11 protein-coding genes are annotated in these 13,440 nt (G+C 67.1%); 4 read left to right on the top strand and 7 right to left on the bottom strand.

The features are described from left to right. Window positions 1-20 precede the first annotated feature (20 nt). From BLT71_RS06565 to fdhA, 4 genes are all read right to left on the bottom strand, one after another. Window positions 21-785, bottom strand: coding sequence for a dienelactone hydrolase family protein (locus BLT71_RS06565; RefSeq protein ID WP_231994465.1), 765 nt, complete (start codon window positions 783-785; stop codon window positions 21-23). 9 nt (window positions 786-794) lie between these two features. Then, a complete protein-coding gene (locus BLT71_RS06560) occupies window positions 795-2,156 on the bottom strand; it encodes an MFS transporter (RefSeq protein WP_172829919.1) in 1,362 nt (453 codons plus the stop codon). A gap of 167 nt (window positions 2,157-2,323) precedes the next feature. Then, on the bottom strand, window positions 2,324-2,677 hold the full coding sequence (locus tag BLT71_RS06555; RefSeq protein ID WP_091723863.1) for a GNAT family N-acetyltransferase: 354 nt from the start codon (window positions 2,675-2,677) through the stop codon (window positions 2,324-2,326). A gap of 123 nt (window positions 2,678-2,800) precedes the next feature. Next, entirely contained in the window at window positions 2,801-4,012 is a 1,212-nt protein-coding gene (gene fdhA / locus BLT71_RS06550) for a formaldehyde dehydrogenase, glutathione-independent (protein WP_091718625.1), read from the bottom strand. A 356-nt stretch (window positions 4,013-4,368) separates the two neighbouring features. Here fdhA and BLT71_RS06545 point away from each other — a divergent pair, with 356 nt between their 5' ends. After that, the gene (locus BLT71_RS06545; protein ID WP_091718623.1) at window positions 4,369-5,343 is read left to right on the top strand and encodes an aldo/keto reductase; all 975 of its coding nucleotides are present in this window, start codon (window positions 4,369-4,371) and stop codon (window positions 5,341-5,343) included. A 13-nt stretch (window positions 5,344-5,356) separates the two neighbouring features. Beyond that, on the top strand, window positions 5,357-5,686 hold the full coding sequence (locus BLT71_RS06540; protein ID WP_091718621.1) for a DUF6457 domain-containing protein: 330 nt from the start codon (window positions 5,357-5,359) through the stop codon (window positions 5,684-5,686). 127 nt (window positions 5,687-5,813) lie between these two features. On the opposite strand, the gene BLT71_RS06535 is transcribed toward BLT71_RS06540, so the two are convergent. After that, entirely contained in the window at window positions 5,814-8,141 is a 2,328-nt protein-coding gene (locus BLT71_RS06535) for an FdhF/YdeP family oxidoreductase (RefSeq protein WP_091718619.1), read from the bottom strand. A 188-nt stretch (window positions 8,142-8,329) separates the two neighbouring features. Between BLT71_RS06535 and BLT71_RS06530 the strand changes: the two genes are divergently transcribed. Together BLT71_RS06530 and BLT71_RS06525 are read left to right on the top strand one after the other, a co-directional pair. After that, window positions 8,330-10,045, top strand: coding sequence for a RecQ family ATP-dependent DNA helicase (locus BLT71_RS06530; RefSeq protein ID WP_091718616.1), 1,716 nt, complete (start codon window positions 8,330-8,332; stop codon window positions 10,043-10,045). 37 nt (window positions 10,046-10,082) lie between these two features. Further along, entirely contained in the window at window positions 10,083-11,282 is a 1,200-nt protein-coding gene (locus BLT71_RS06525; protein WP_091718614.1) for a TerC family protein, read from the top strand. A gap of 87 nt (window positions 11,283-11,369) precedes the next feature. Here BLT71_RS06525 and eda read toward each other — a convergent pair whose 3' ends face one another. Both eda and BLT71_RS06515 read right to left on the bottom strand, forming a co-directional pair. Further along, window positions 11,370-11,996 carry a bifunctional 4-hydroxy-2-oxoglutarate aldolase/2-dehydro-3-deoxy-phosphogluconate aldolase gene (gene eda, locus BLT71_RS06520; RefSeq protein ID WP_091718612.1) on the bottom strand — a complete coding sequence of 209 codons (627 nt, stop codon included), beginning with the start codon at window positions 11,994-11,996 and terminating at the stop codon, window positions 11,370-11,372. Further along, the gene (locus BLT71_RS06515) at window positions 11,989-13,389 is read right to left on the bottom strand and encodes a mannitol dehydrogenase family protein (RefSeq protein ID WP_231994522.1); all 1,401 of its coding nucleotides are present in this window, start codon (window positions 13,387-13,389) and stop codon (window positions 11,989-11,991) included. Before BLT71_RS06515 ends, eda begins: the two co-directional genes overlap by 8 nt. Window positions 13,390-13,440 lie beyond the last annotated feature (51 nt).

Genomic DNA, 13,440 nt, shown 5'->3' with positions numbered 1-13,440 from the left:
CTCAAACGTCGACCGAACCCCTACCGGTCGAGGCTCTGCTCCAGGAACGCCAGGGTGCGTTTCCAGGAGTCGGTGGCGGCATCGGCGTCGTACCGGATGGGTGTGCTGTCGTTGAAGAACGCGTGGCCCGTCCCCGGGTACACCACCGATTCGAAGTCCACCCCGGCCCCGGACATCCTGGCCTTCACCAGCGGGAGCTTGTCCACCAGCGCCTTATCTTCCTCGCCGTAGAAGGCCAGGACGGGGCAATTGATCCGGCCGAGTTCCTCCTCGCTGAAGTCGCACGTTCCGTAGAAGGGCACGGCGGCACGCAGGCGAGGCTCCTTGGTGGCGAGGGTGAAGCTGTAGGTACCGCCGAAGCAGAACCCTGCCACCGCCACCCGGCCGGCCAGTGCCGGCACGCCCTCGAGGTGGTCGAAGCAGGCCCGGAGGGCGGCCACCGCCTTGTCCGCGAACTGGGGCGAGTGCAGCGGGGAGGTGATCTCGCGGAGCCTCGGCTGGACCTTGCTGCGTTGTTCCGGATCCGGATCAGCGAGGCCGCGGAGGACTTCCGCTGCCACGTCCGGCGTCATGCCGATGTCCGTCAGCAGGTCAGGGGCCAGCACCAGGTAGCCCTCCGCGGCGAACCTGTCCGCCACGTCCTTGATGTGGTCCACCATGCCCCAGATTTCGGAGATCAGCAGCAGGCCACCTTTCGGCTTTTCCTGGAAACGGCCGGCGGGCGGCTCGCTGACGTAGGCCTGGACGGAGGTTTCGGCGTTCCCGATGGTCATCATGTGTCCCATCAGGACAGGCTATGCGCTCCGCTGCCGCCAGAACAGGCTCACGCCGAAGGTGGCGGCGCACAGCACCAGCATGGCCACCACCATCCGGGCCCAGCTGTCCTGGTGCACCCCGCCGGAGGCGAAGACGCCGATCATCACCGTGGCGGTAATCGCGCCCACGTACCGGCAGGTCTGGTAGATACCGGCGGCCACACCGCGGTCCTGCGGCCGGGTGGAAACGAACATGCCCTGGTTGGTGGCGATGCTGACGGCGCCGTAGGGGATGCCCATCAGCGCGGTCATCACCACCACCAGGGGGATGGCCAGGGTTCCGGTGAGCAGCCACATCAGGGCAGCCGCCACGGTCAGGAGCAGGACGCCCGCCAGCAGCACCCGCCGGACACCGAACCGTCCCATGGCTTTCACAGCCCACGGGGTGGCCACCACTGACATGGCCGCGAGCGGGAGCATCAGCAGGCCCACCACGCCGGGATCGTACCCGCCGGATTCCTGCAGCAGCTGGGGCAGGCCAAAGAAGACGAAGTAGTAGACACTGCTTAACACGGCGAAGGCCAGGTAGACCAGCAGCAGCGGCCTGTTGCCGCCCAGCAGCCTAAGGTCCAGGAACGGCCGGGCAAAGCGCAGTTCCCGCCATGCGAACAGGGCAGCAATGCCGGTTCCGGCCGCCAGCATCCACCAGCGGTAGCCGGGCGCCACGTTCAGCGCAGCCATCATCACCAGCAGCAGCGCACCGACGAACGCCAGGATGCCGGGGATGTCCGAGTCGCGGAGAAGTTCGGCCAGGCTGCCGCGTTCCCGTGCCTCGTCTCTCGGGGCTGCCTGTTTCACGATCAGCAATGCCGCCAGGGCGAGGGGCACGTTGATCAGGAACAGCGCCTCCCAGCCCACCAGGCTCACCAGCAGGCCGCCGATGACGGGACCCACGGCGGCGGCGGACGTGTTCGCCATCTGCAACCGGCCCAGCGGCCGGGCTGACTCCACTTTCGCCCGGTGCGCGATGGCCCCCACCATCACCACGGCGCTGGGATAGGCGGTGGCGGTACCCAGCGCCATCACGGCCCGGGCCACGCACAGCAGCGCAAAGTTGGGTGCCAGCGGCGCCACCGCACAAGTGACGGCCACGAGTGCCATGCCCAACATGAACATCCGGCGCGGCCCGAACCGGTCCGCCAGCCTGCCCATGACCGGCTGCCCCGCGGCGGAGGCGAGGTAGAAGGACGTGACCACCCAGGTGACAGCGGCGACGTCCAGTCCGAAGTCGCCCCGCAGCACCACCAGTGCTACAGCGATCATCGAGGAGTTCAGCGGGTTCAATGCCGTGCCCAGGCTGAGGCCGGCCACGGCCAGGGCAGTCCGGGGGTTGTTGCTCACGGTAACAGTCTGCTGCACCGGGAGGCGCCCGCGCGATTCGCAGCACCCCCCCATACGCAAAACCGTCCCCGAGGCGCATGTTCGCCGGTGCACCGCAGATACAGTGTGCGTCAACGAACCAGCGCGTCGAGGACGGCGTCCTGCGTCGAAAACCGGTGCGAGGACCGTCAGCCCCGGGTCCGGGCGGACAGGGCGTTGTCCAGGAATTCCAGGTGGGCCGGAGCAACAGCAACGGCGTTGCCGACGTACTCCGGGTGCTTGCCGATGAACTTCTTGATGAACGGGCACACCGGAACGATGCCGATCCCGGCTTCGGCCGTCTCATCCAGCGCCACGGTGGCGAGCCTGCCGGCAAGGCCCTGGCCGCCGTATTCCTCGTTGATCACCGTGTGGTAGAAAATCCGCTGCGGCGAGGCCCCGCCGTCGTACTCCTTGTATACGGCTTTGCCGATGACGTGGCCGGCCACGAGGATTTCGAAGCGTTCGCGCTCGGGATTGTGGCGGACGGTGATGTCGCTCAAGGGAATCTCCTTCATTGCAGTTCAAGACCTGTGAAGCGTAACCCGCAACAGGGTGGCCTTATTTCCGCATGCGGCGGGCGGCCGGCCGCAGGGGCCGCCCGCCCGCCATCGGGAAACTCCTTCCTAGCTGAGGTAGCCGTTCGGGTTGAGGACGTACTTGGTGGCAGCGCCGGCGTCGAATTCGGCGTAGCCCTTGGGTGCCTCATCCAGCGGGATGGCCTTGGCGTTGACGTTCTTGGCGATGCTCACCCTGTCGTGCAGGATGGCCATCATCAGCTGCCGGTTGTACTTCATGACCGGACACTGCCCGGTGGTGAAGCTCAGCGATTTGGCCCAGCCGGTGCCGAGGCTCAGGCTCAGTGCGCCCTTCTTGGCGGCCTCGTCGATGCCGCCCGGGTCACCGGTGACGTAGAGCCCCGGGATGCCCAGGGCGCCGCCGGCAGCGGTGATTTCCATCAGCGAGTTCAACACGGTGGCCGGCGCTTCCGAGGCGTTGCTGCCGTGCCCGCGCGCTTCGAAGCCCACGGCGTCCACGCCGCAGTCCACCTCCGGGACACCCAGGATCTGTTCGATCTGCTCGGCCGGGCCGCCCTTGCTCAGGTCCACCGTCTCGCAGCCGAAGCTCTTGGCCTGGGCCAGGCGGTCGGCGTTCATGTCGCCCACAATCACGACGGCGGCGCCCAGCAGGTGCGCACTGGTTGCCGCTGCGAGGCCGACAGGCCCGGCACCCGCCACGTACACCGTGGAGCCGACGCCCACCCCGGCGGTCACGGCACCGTGGAACCCCGTGGGGAAGATGTCCGACAGCATGGTCAGGTCCAGCATCTTTTCCAGGGCCTGGTCCCGGTCCGGGAACTTGAGCAGGTTCCAGTCCGCGTAGGGCACCAGGACGTAGTTGGCCTGGCCGCCCACCCAGCCGCCCATGTCCACGTAGCCGTAGGCACTGCCGGGGCGGTCAGGGTTCACATTCAGGCAAATTCCGGTCTTCCGCTCCTTGCAGTTCCGGCACCGCCCGCAGGCGATGTTGAACGGCACCGAACAGATATCGCCCACCTTGATGAACTCGACGTCGCGGCCCACCTCCACCACTTCACCGGTGATTTCGTGGCCCAGCACCAGGTCCGGCGGTGCTGTGGTGCGGCCGCGCACCATGTGCTGGTCCGAGCCGCAGATATTGGTGGCCACGGTCTTGAGGATCACCCCGTGGTTGACCGTGCGTCCCACGTTGGCCGGGTTGACGCCCGGGCCGTCCTTGAGTTCGAAGGTGGGATAGTCAACATCGATTACCTCGACCTTGCCGGGTTCCTTGTAGGCAACGGCTTTGTTCCCTGTCATCTGTTCTCCTGTTGTCAGGCCTGCCGGGTACGGCGGCCGTGATGGTTGGATAGGTGATGCACCCCGCAGGCGGGACCCGGCCCGACCGAAAATCGTGCTCTTCCGGATGGTGCTGGCCGTGCCGGAACGTTCGTGCCGGGACGTTCTTTCTTGCCGGAAGTGCCAGTCGCTGCGGGTTCCTGGGTGGGGGTCCGCCCAGTCTAGGCAGGCCCGCAGCACTGGTCTAGGGGTGCGGACCCCATGTTTAGGACGGCACACTTCAGGGGACTTGCCAGTGGGGCGTACGCTGCACCCAAAGGCTTTTGCGCCCCCGTCGTGGTGGGTGCGGAGCACGTTCTACCGCTGAGGAGAACCGAATGAAGACCCGTACCATCGGATCATTGAGCGTCTCTGCCCTGGGCCTTGGCTGCATGGGCATGAGCGAGTTTTACGGCGAAAGTGACGAGCAGGAGTCGCTGGCCACCATCCACGAATTCCTGGACGCAGGCGGCACCCTGCTGGACACGGCGGACATGTACGGCCCCTTCACCAACGAACGCCTGGTGGGCCGGGCCGTCGCCGGCCGGCGCGACGCCGTGGTGATCGCCACCAAGTTCGGCAACGAACGCCGCGAGGACGGTTCCTGGGTTGGCATCAACGGCCACCCGGACTACGTGCGGCGTGCCTGCGACGCCAGCCTGGAGCGGCTGGGCGTGGACCACATCGACCTCTACTACCAGCACCGGGTGGACAAGACAGTCCCCATCGAGGAGACCGTGGGTGCCATGGCAGAGTTGGTGCAGGCCGGGAAGGTACGCCACCTGGGCCTCTCCGAAGCGTCCGCGGACACCATCCGCAAGGCCCACGCCGTGCACCCGATCACGGCCCTGCAGACCGAGTACTCCCTGTGGGAACGGGAGCCGGAAACCAAGGTGCTTCCCGTCCTCGAGGAGCTCGGGATTGGCTTCGTCCCCTACAGCCCGCTGGGCCGCGGCTTCCTGACCGGACAGATCCGCAGCGAGGAGGATTTCGCAGCGGACGATTTCCGCCGACATTCCCCACGGTTCCAGGGCGAAAACTTCACCAAGAACCTTGAACTGGTGGACCGCGTCAAGGAACTCGCCGAAGGCAAGCAGTGCACACCCGGGCAGCTGGCTCTCGCCTGGCTGCTGGCGCAGGGTGAGCACATCGTGCCGATTCCCGGAACGAAGAAACGCGAGCGGCTGCGCGAGAACCTGGGCGCCGTCGACGTGGAGCTCAGCCGGGAGGACCTCGACCTGCTGGACCGGCTGGCACCGGCAGGATCCACGGCGGGCGCCCGCTACCCCAACATGTCCACCATCGATAACTGACGCAAGGAGAACCATGGCAGTCAACGACGACGAGGCGCAGGTCCTGGACCAGTGGAGCCACCGGCTGGCACAGGCACTGCAGATCCTCGACCTCAAGGTAGACCAGGAGCTCCTCCTGGACCTGGCCCGGAAATCCGCGGAGTCGGTGATCCATGCCGCCGCCCCGGTCACCACATTCATGGTGGGCTACGCCGCCGGGCTGCACGCCGGAACCGGCAGCGCGGGCAACAAGGACGCCGCGGCAGCCGCGGTTGAGAAGGCCGCAAGGGTGGCATTCCAGCTGTGCGATGACGGGCACGACGGCGGCCCGGCCAGCAAGGGCTGGGCCGACACAGCCCAGTAGCCGCAGAAACGGCCCCGGCCCGCACAACAGTCCGTCCGTGCGGGCCGGTGCCGTCCGTGCGGGCCACCGCCGTCCGTGCGGCCAGGTGCCGACCATGCAGCCAGGGCCTGTCACGCACCGGACGGGGTTAGCCTCCGGCGGTGGGTTCCTCTTCCAGCACGGCTGCCAGCTCGAGGCGCACGATAACGGCCTTTGATGCCGGCGTCTGGCTGCCCTCTGCCACGCTGTCCAGCGGCACCAGGACGTTCGCCTCGGGGTAGTAGGCGGCAGCGCAGCCCCTGGCGGACGGGTAGGAGACAATCCGGTAGTTCCTGAGCACCCTGTCCACGTTGTCCGTGTAAACACCGTGGATGTCCACGCGCTGGCCGTCCTCGAAGCCCAGCTCGGCAAGGTCCACCGGGTTCACGAACACCACCTCGCGGCCCTTCCTGATCCCCCGGTAGCGGTCGTCGTTGCCGTAGATGGTGGTGTTGAACTGGTCGTGCGAGCGCATGCTCTGCAGGATCAGCGTGCCCTCGGGCCGGTCCACGTGTTCGAGTTCGTTGACCGTGAGCATGGCCTTGCCGGTGGGGGTGTGGAAGGTCCGGGAATCGCGCGGGCCGTTGGGCAGGACGAAGCCGCCGTCCTGCCGGATCTTGCGGTTGTAGTCCTCGCAGCCGTTGACCACACGGGAGATGTGGTCACGGATGAGGTCGTAGTTTTTCTCGAATCCTGCCCAGTCCGCGGAGCTCCGGTCCTGCACCACGGCGGCGGCCAGGCGGCAGATGATCGCCACTTCGGACAGCAGGCCCGGGGCCACCGGTTCCACAGTGCCGTGGGAAGCGTGCACAGCGCAGACCGTATCCTCCACAGACACGAACTGCGGCCCGGTTTCCTGCCGGTCGATCTCCGTCCGGCCCATCGTGGGCAGGATCAGCGCCTCGGCACCGGTGACCGCGTGCGAGTGGTTGAGCTTGGTGGAAATCTGGACCGAAAGCTCGGTGTTCTCCATGGCTTCCTCGGCCACCGCGGTGTCCGAAATGGCTCCCACGAAGTTGCCGCCGAGGCCCACGAAAACCTTGATCCCGCCGTCGCGCATTCCGCGGACGGTCTGCACGGCGTCCAGGCCGTGCTCCCGCGGCGGCTCGAACGCGAACTCCTGGCCCAGCGCGTCAAGGAACGCAGGCGGCATCTGCTCCCAGATACCCATGGTGCGGTCGCCCTGGACATTGCTGTGGCCGCGGATGGGGGACGCCCCGGCGCCCGGCTTGCCGATATTGCCGCGCAGCAGGAGCAGGTTGATGATCTCCTTGATGGTGGCCACGCCCTTTTTCTGCTGCGTGATGCCCATGGCCCAGGTGATGATCACGCGGTCCGCTGCGAGGTAGCGGGCGGCGAGTTCGTCGATTTCCTCGGTGCGCAGGCCGGTGGCCGCCAGGACGGCGCCGTCGTCGAGGTGCGCCAGGTGCGCCCGTAGCTCCTCGAGCCCTTCGCAGTGCTCCTCGAGGAAGGCGTGGTCCAGGACCTTGCCCGGGTTGGCGGCCTCGGCGTCGAGCACCCGTTTGGAGACTGCCTGCAGCAGCGCCATGTCCCCGCCGATCCGCACCTGCAGGAACTGGTCTGCCAAATCCGTGCCGTGGCCGATGATGCCCTTCACCTTTTGCGGGTTCTTGTAGCGCATCAGCCCCGCTTCGGGCAGCGGATTGACGGCCACGATCTTGCAGCCGGCCTCTTTGGCTTCCTCCAGCGCGGTGAGCATGCGCGGATGGTTGGTGCCAGGGTTCTGGCCCATGATGATGATCAGGTCGGCTTTTTCGAAGTCGTTGTAGGAGACAGTTGCCTTGCCCACGCCGATGGTCTGGCCCATGCCCCAGCCAGAGGACTCGTGGCACATGTTGGAACAGTCGGGAAGGTTGTTGGTGCCGAAAGCCCTGATGAACAGCTGGTACAGGAACGCGGCCTCGTTGGAGGTTCTGCCGCTGGTGTAGAAGGTGGCCTGGTTGGGATCGGGCAGCGACTTCAGCTTGTCCGCCAGGATGCCGAACGCCTGCTCCCAGCTGACAGGGCGGTAGTGGTCCTCCCCCGCCGGCTTGTACACCGGTTCGGTCAGGCGGCCCTGCATTCCCAGCCAGTACTCGGACCGCTGCCGCAGCTCGCTGACAGGATGTTCGGCCCAGAAATCGCTGCCGACCAGCACCGGGGTCGCTTCCCAGGTGACGGCCTTGGCCCCGTTCTCGCAGAACTCGAACGTCTTGCGGTGGCCCGGGTCCGGCCAGGCGCAGCTCATGCAGTCGAACCCGTCCTTCTGGTTCAGCGCCAGCAGCGTCCTCCGGGTCCTGTCCACGCCCATGTGCTCCAGCGCCGGCTTCATCGAGTGGTAAACACCCGGAACACCGGCAGCCCAGGCCTTGGGATGCCCGGTGACCTCGAGCTGGGATTCGTCGGGCTCTTCAACCTTGGGGTTCTCGCGCACCACGATGCGTTCTCCTTGCGTCCTCGCCGGGTCCGGGAAACCACCGGCTGCTTCGGCAATTCCCGCTCTTTCCACAGTTGTTCAGCCATCCGCGGAAGTCAAGGGCACGGCCTGCGGCGGCACCGGGCCGGCGTTAGGGTGGGTTATACGGCTGAAGCAAGCGGCCTGGCACCTCAACGCGGAGAAGCACCATGCCAGACCAGCACGCCCTCGCCGCCCTCGCGGCATCCACTTTTTCCCTCCCGGACCTTCGGGACGGCCAGCTTGCCGGAATGTCCGCGCTCGCTAACGGCCGCGATGTCCTGGCCGTCATGCCCACCGGCTACGGCAAATCCGCCATCTACCAGGTGGCGGCCCAGTACCTGCACAGCGCAACGGGACGTCCCGCCGTCGTGGTCTCACCGCTGATCGCCCTGCAGGAGGACCAGCTGGACGGCCTGGCCGCGGACCTCGGCGGGGACGCCGCCGTCGCCATCAACTCATCCCACAGCGACGCCGAAGTGGAGGCCGCGTGGGAGGCCGCCGAGTCCGGGACGGCAGCGTTCCTCTACCTGGCGCCGGAGCAGCTGGCCAAGGACGCCACGGTGGAGCGACTGGCCCGCATGGGGGTCTCGCTGTTCGTGGTGGACGAGGCCCACTGTGTCTCCTCCTGGGGCCACGACTTCAGGCCCGACTACCTGGGCCTGGGCGCCGTCCGGGAACGGCTGGGCAACCCGCCCGCGGCGGCCCTGACTGCCACCGCTTCTCCCCCGGTGCGGGACGAAATCGTGGAGCGGTTGGGCATGAAGGACCCGCTGGTGCTGGTCCACGGCTTTGACCGCCCCAACATCAGCCTGGACGTGGTCCGCCACCATAAGGACAAGGACAAGCGCAGCGCCGTCCTCCACCAGGTGGCCGCACTGGCCCGCGACGGACAGGGCCTGGTGTACGCCGCCACCCGCAAGGACACCGAAAAGTACGCCGCCAAGCTCGCCGCGGAAGGCCTCCGGGCGGAGGCGTATCACGCCGGTTTGGCCGCCGCGGAACGGGAGCGCATCCACGAACTTTTCCTGGCGGACGGGCTGGACGTGGTGGTGGCCACCACCGCTTTCGGCATGGGCATCGACAAACCCGCCGTCCGTTTCGTGGTGCACGCAGATATCCCGGAGTCCCTGGATGCGTACTACCAGGAGATCGGCCGTGGGGGCCGGGACGGCAAACCTGCCACCGCGGTGCTGCACTACCGTTCCGAGGACCTGGGCCTGCGGAAGTTCTTCAGCACCAGCACCCCGGATCCGGAGAAGCTGCTCAGGGTACTCAAGGTCCTCAAGGATGCCGGCGCGCCCGTGCCCGGATCGTCCCTGGCGGAGCTGACCGGGTTCCCGGCCCGGCGGGTCACCGGTTTGGTGAACCAGCTCGAGGAGGCGGGCTCGGTCACCACTGGTAAGCGCGGGATACGCCTCGCCGCCAAAGCCAAGCTGCCCGCGTTGGCGGCGGCCGCCGTCGAACGCGCCGAAGCCCGGCAGCGCGTGGAGCAGTCCCGCCTGACCATGATGCGGGCCTACGCCGAAACGGACGGATGCCGGCGCCAGTTCCTGCTGAACTACTTCGGCGAGGACCTGCCGGCGCCGTGCAACAACTGCGACGCCTGCGCCGAGGCCGCACGCCGGCCGGACCGATCCGATGGGGCCGGCTCCGGAAAGGAGGGCGGCAAGAAGGGGAAGAAGAAGTACGACGGCGGCGGGCCGGGTCCCGCGGCGGCCGACGATCCGTTCCCGCTTCAGTCCGCAGTGGTCCATAAGGAGTGGGGCCAGGGCCTGGTGATGCGGCACGAGGACGACGTGATTACCGTGCTGTTCGAGCAGGAGGGCTACAAAACCCTGTCGCGTTCGGCCGTGATGGAGCATAAACTCCTGAAGCCTGCTTAGTAAGCTTCAGGGACACGTTCCAACGAAAGGCCGCCGCGTGGAAGTTCCTTTTTATGTCTGGACCCTGACCATCGCGGGAATCGTGGGGCTGCTGGCCTTCGACTTCTTCTTCCACGTCCGCAAGGCGCACACTCCCACGCTGAAGGAATCGTCCATCTGGTCCGCGATTTACGTGGGCATCGCACTGCTGTTCGGGCTGGGTGTGCTGCTCTTCGGCGGGCCCACCATGGGTACCGAGTACTTCGCCGGATACGTCACGGAGAAGGCCCTGTCCGTGGACAACCTGTTCGTGTTCCTGATCATCATGGCCAGCTTCAAGGTGCCCCGCGCGGACCAGCAGAAGGTGCTGCTGTTCGGCATCGTGTTCTCCCTGATTGCCCGCACGGCCTTCATTTTCCTGGGCGCAGCACTGATCAACAGCTTCGCGTGGGTCTTCTACATCTTCGGGCTGATCCTGCTGATCACGGCAGGTAACCTGCTCAAGCCCGACAACCACGACGACGACTCTGAAAGTTTCGTGGTCCGGCTGGCGAAGAAGTTCCTGCCGGCGTCCGAGCATTACGACGGCGACAAACTCTTCACCGTGGAGAACGGCAAGCGGGTCCTGACGCCCATGCTGCTGGTGATGGTGGCGATCGGCGGCACCGACGTCCTGTTCGCCCTCGACTCCATCCCGGCCATCTTCGGCCTGACCCAGAACGTGTTCATCGTCTTCACCGCCACCGCGTTCTCGCTGATGGGCCTGCGGCAACTGTTCTTCCTGATCGACGGGCTGCTGGACCGCCTGATCTTCCTCTCCTATGGCCTGGCCGTGATCCTTGGCTTCATTGGCGTCAAGCTCATCCTGCACGCCCTGCACGAAAACACCCTGCCGTTTATCAACGACGGCGAGCACGTCAACGTGGTGGAGGTCAGCACCGGATTGTCGCTCAGCGTGATCCTCGGCGTGCTGGTACTCACCATCCTGGCGTCCATCTTCAGCCCCAAGGGCAAGGCCAAGAACGCCGTCTCCGGAGCGCGGCGGCACGCCACCGAGTACGTAGACCTGAACTACGAAACGGACATGGCGGAGCGGGACAAGATCTTCGCCAAGATGGTCCGCGAGGAGGACCAGATCCGCAAGCTCCCGGAGAAGTACAAGCGCCTGGTCCGGAACGAAACCGAGTTCCTGGCCCTGATCCGCAAGGCCCACGACGAGCACGACAAAGCCCAGGTGCGGGCAGACGCCAACGGCTGACCCCCGACCCTCCCCCCCCAACTGGGTAGCAGTTGATGTCGTTTTGAGGGCTCAGAACGACGTCAACTGCTACCTACTTTTTGGGGGTTAGCGGGCGAGGGCTGCTGCTCCGCCCGCCAGGGTGGTGATGCGGGCCCAGTCCTTGGCCGCCACGGCGTCTGCCGGGGTCAGCCATGAGCCGCCCACGCAGGCCACGTTGGGCAGCTTCAGGTAGTCCGGTGCGGTGGCCAGGCTGATGCCGCCGGTGGGGCAGAACTGCACGTGCGGCACGGGCGCGCCGATGGCCGCGAGGTATTTCGGGCCCCCGGCGGGGCCCGCAGGGAAGAACTTCATCGTGTCCAGCCCCTGTTCCAGGACGGCCAGGACCTCACCCACCGTCGCCACCCCGGGCAGCACCGGGACGTCCAGTCGCAGCATCGAGGTGAGCAGGGCGGAGGTGACCCCGGGGCTGACCAGGAACTGGGCACCTGCGGCCACGGCGTCGTCGGCCTGCTGAGGGGTGAGGATGGTGCCGGCACCCACCAGGATCTCCGGCACTTCCTCGGCGATCAGCTTCAGCGAGGTCAGCGCCGACGCGGTCCGGAGGGTGAGCTCGATGATCTTCACGCCGCCGTCCACCAGCGCGCGGGCCAGGGGCACGGCGTCCTGGGGATCGTCGATGGTGACCACCGGGATGACCGGTGAAACGCCGAGGACGCCGGATGCGTCAGCCATGGTTGATCTCATTTCCCAGGCTTTCCAGCCCGTTGTTGGAAGCCTTGTTGTTGTCGATGATGCGGTACCAGTGCAGGAGAAGGTCCCGGAATTCTTCGTCCCCGGCCAGTGCGGGCTCGACGACGGGCCGGAACCCGAGCAGGGCCGGCACCACGGTGTCCGCCGTGCGGGATTCGCTCGCGGGAAGGGCCGCGTGCAGTTCCTTTGCCAGCGGATCGTTCAGGTCCGCTTCCGGGGTGGTGGCCACGTGGTGCATCCAGGCGGCGACGGCGAGGGCGGCCCACTTCGGTACGCGGCCGGCGTCGAGCGTTCCCCGGACGGTGGTCAGCAGCCGGAGCCCCACCTTCTGCGATCCGTCGCTGCCCACCTTTGCGGTGGTGTGGCCGAGGGCGGGGTTGGCGAACCGGCGGAGCACCTCGTCGCAGTACTGTCCGCCGTCCAGCCCGTCGGGAAGGGTGATGCTGGGCAGGGCTTCCTCCAGCATCATGCGCCGGACGGCCTTGCGGAACGCGTCCACGCCCACGGCGTCGGCGATGGTTTCCTTGCCCGCGGCCAGGCCGAGGTAGGCCAGCATCGAGTGGCTGGCGTTCAGCAGCCGCAGCTTGGCGGATTCCCACGCGGCGACGTCGGTGCTGAAGAGGGCCCCGGCGTCCTCCCAGCGGGGCCGGCCGGCGGCGAAGGTGTCCTCGATGACCCACTGCCTGAACGGCTCGGCCACAACAGCGGCGTCATCTCGCAGGCCCAGTTCGTGTCCGACGGCGGCGAGGTCGCCGTCGGTGGTGGCGGGCACCATGCGGTCCACCATGGTGGAGGGGAAGGCGGTGTTGGCGTCAAGCCAGACCAACAGGTTTTCGTTTTCCGGGGCGGGCAGGGCCTCGGCGAAGTTCCGGACCAGGGTGCCGGTCAGTTCGCCGTTCCCGGGCAGGTTGTCGCAGGACACGACGGTGATGGGTCCGGCGCCGGTGCGGGCCCGCTGCTGCAGCCCCCGCGTGATTTGGCCGACGGCGGTGCGCGGCGGCCTTCCGGCGAGGTCGGCCTGGATTTCGGGGTCATCCAGGTCCAGGGTGCGGGTCCGGGCGTCGAACCGATAGCCCTTTTCGGTGATGGTGAGGGTCACGATTTTCGTGGCCGCAGCGCCGATCCGGTCCACCACCAGTTCCGGGTTGTCCCGCCCGGAGATGGCTTCGACGATGCTGGAGACGATCCGTGCCGGAGCGGCGCCCTCGCCGCGTTCGGCCACCGTGAAGAGACCGTCCTGCGGGGCGAGCTGCCGGGCAACAGTGTCCGAACGCTGGGTCACCCCCACGATCCCCCACTGCGGATCGTTGGCGGCGAGCATGGCGTCCTCGGTGAAGACGGCGGTGTGGGCACGGGCGAAGGCACCGAGTCCCAGGTGGACGATTCCTGGCTGCAGCTGGTCCCGCTGCAGGGCAACTTTGTGGCC

The sequence above is a fragment of the Pseudarthrobacter equi genome (assembly GCF_900105535.1).
Lineage (GTDB): Bacteria > Actinomycetota > Actinomycetes > Actinomycetales > Micrococcaceae > Arthrobacter > Arthrobacter equi.
This window is presented reverse-complemented; position numbering and strand designations above follow the sequence as displayed.

What these genes read in the sequence shown, in the direction of transcription:
- BLT71_RS06565 (WP_231994465.1), bottom strand. Translation starts at nt 785, where the DNA reads ATGGGACACATGATGACCATCGGGAACGCCGAAACCTCCGTCCAGGCC.
- fdhA (WP_091718625.1), bottom strand. Translation starts at nt 4,012, where the DNA reads ATGACAGGGAACAAAGCCGTTGCCTACAAGGAACCCGGCAAGGTCGAG.
- BLT71_RS06545 (WP_091718623.1), top strand. Translation starts at nt 4,369, where the DNA reads ATGAAGACCCGTACCATCGGATCATTGAGCGTCTCTGCCCTGGGCCTT.
- BLT71_RS06540 (WP_091718621.1), top strand. Translation starts at nt 5,357, where the DNA reads ATGGCAGTCAACGACGACGAGGCGCAGGTCCTGGACCAGTGGAGCCAC.
- BLT71_RS06530 (WP_091718616.1), top strand. Translation starts at nt 8,330, where the DNA reads ATGCCAGACCAGCACGCCCTCGCCGCCCTCGCGGCATCCACTTTTTCC.
- eda (WP_091718612.1), bottom strand. Translation starts at nt 11,996, where the DNA reads ATGGCTGACGCATCCGGCGTCCTCGGCGTTTCACCGGTCATCCCGGTG.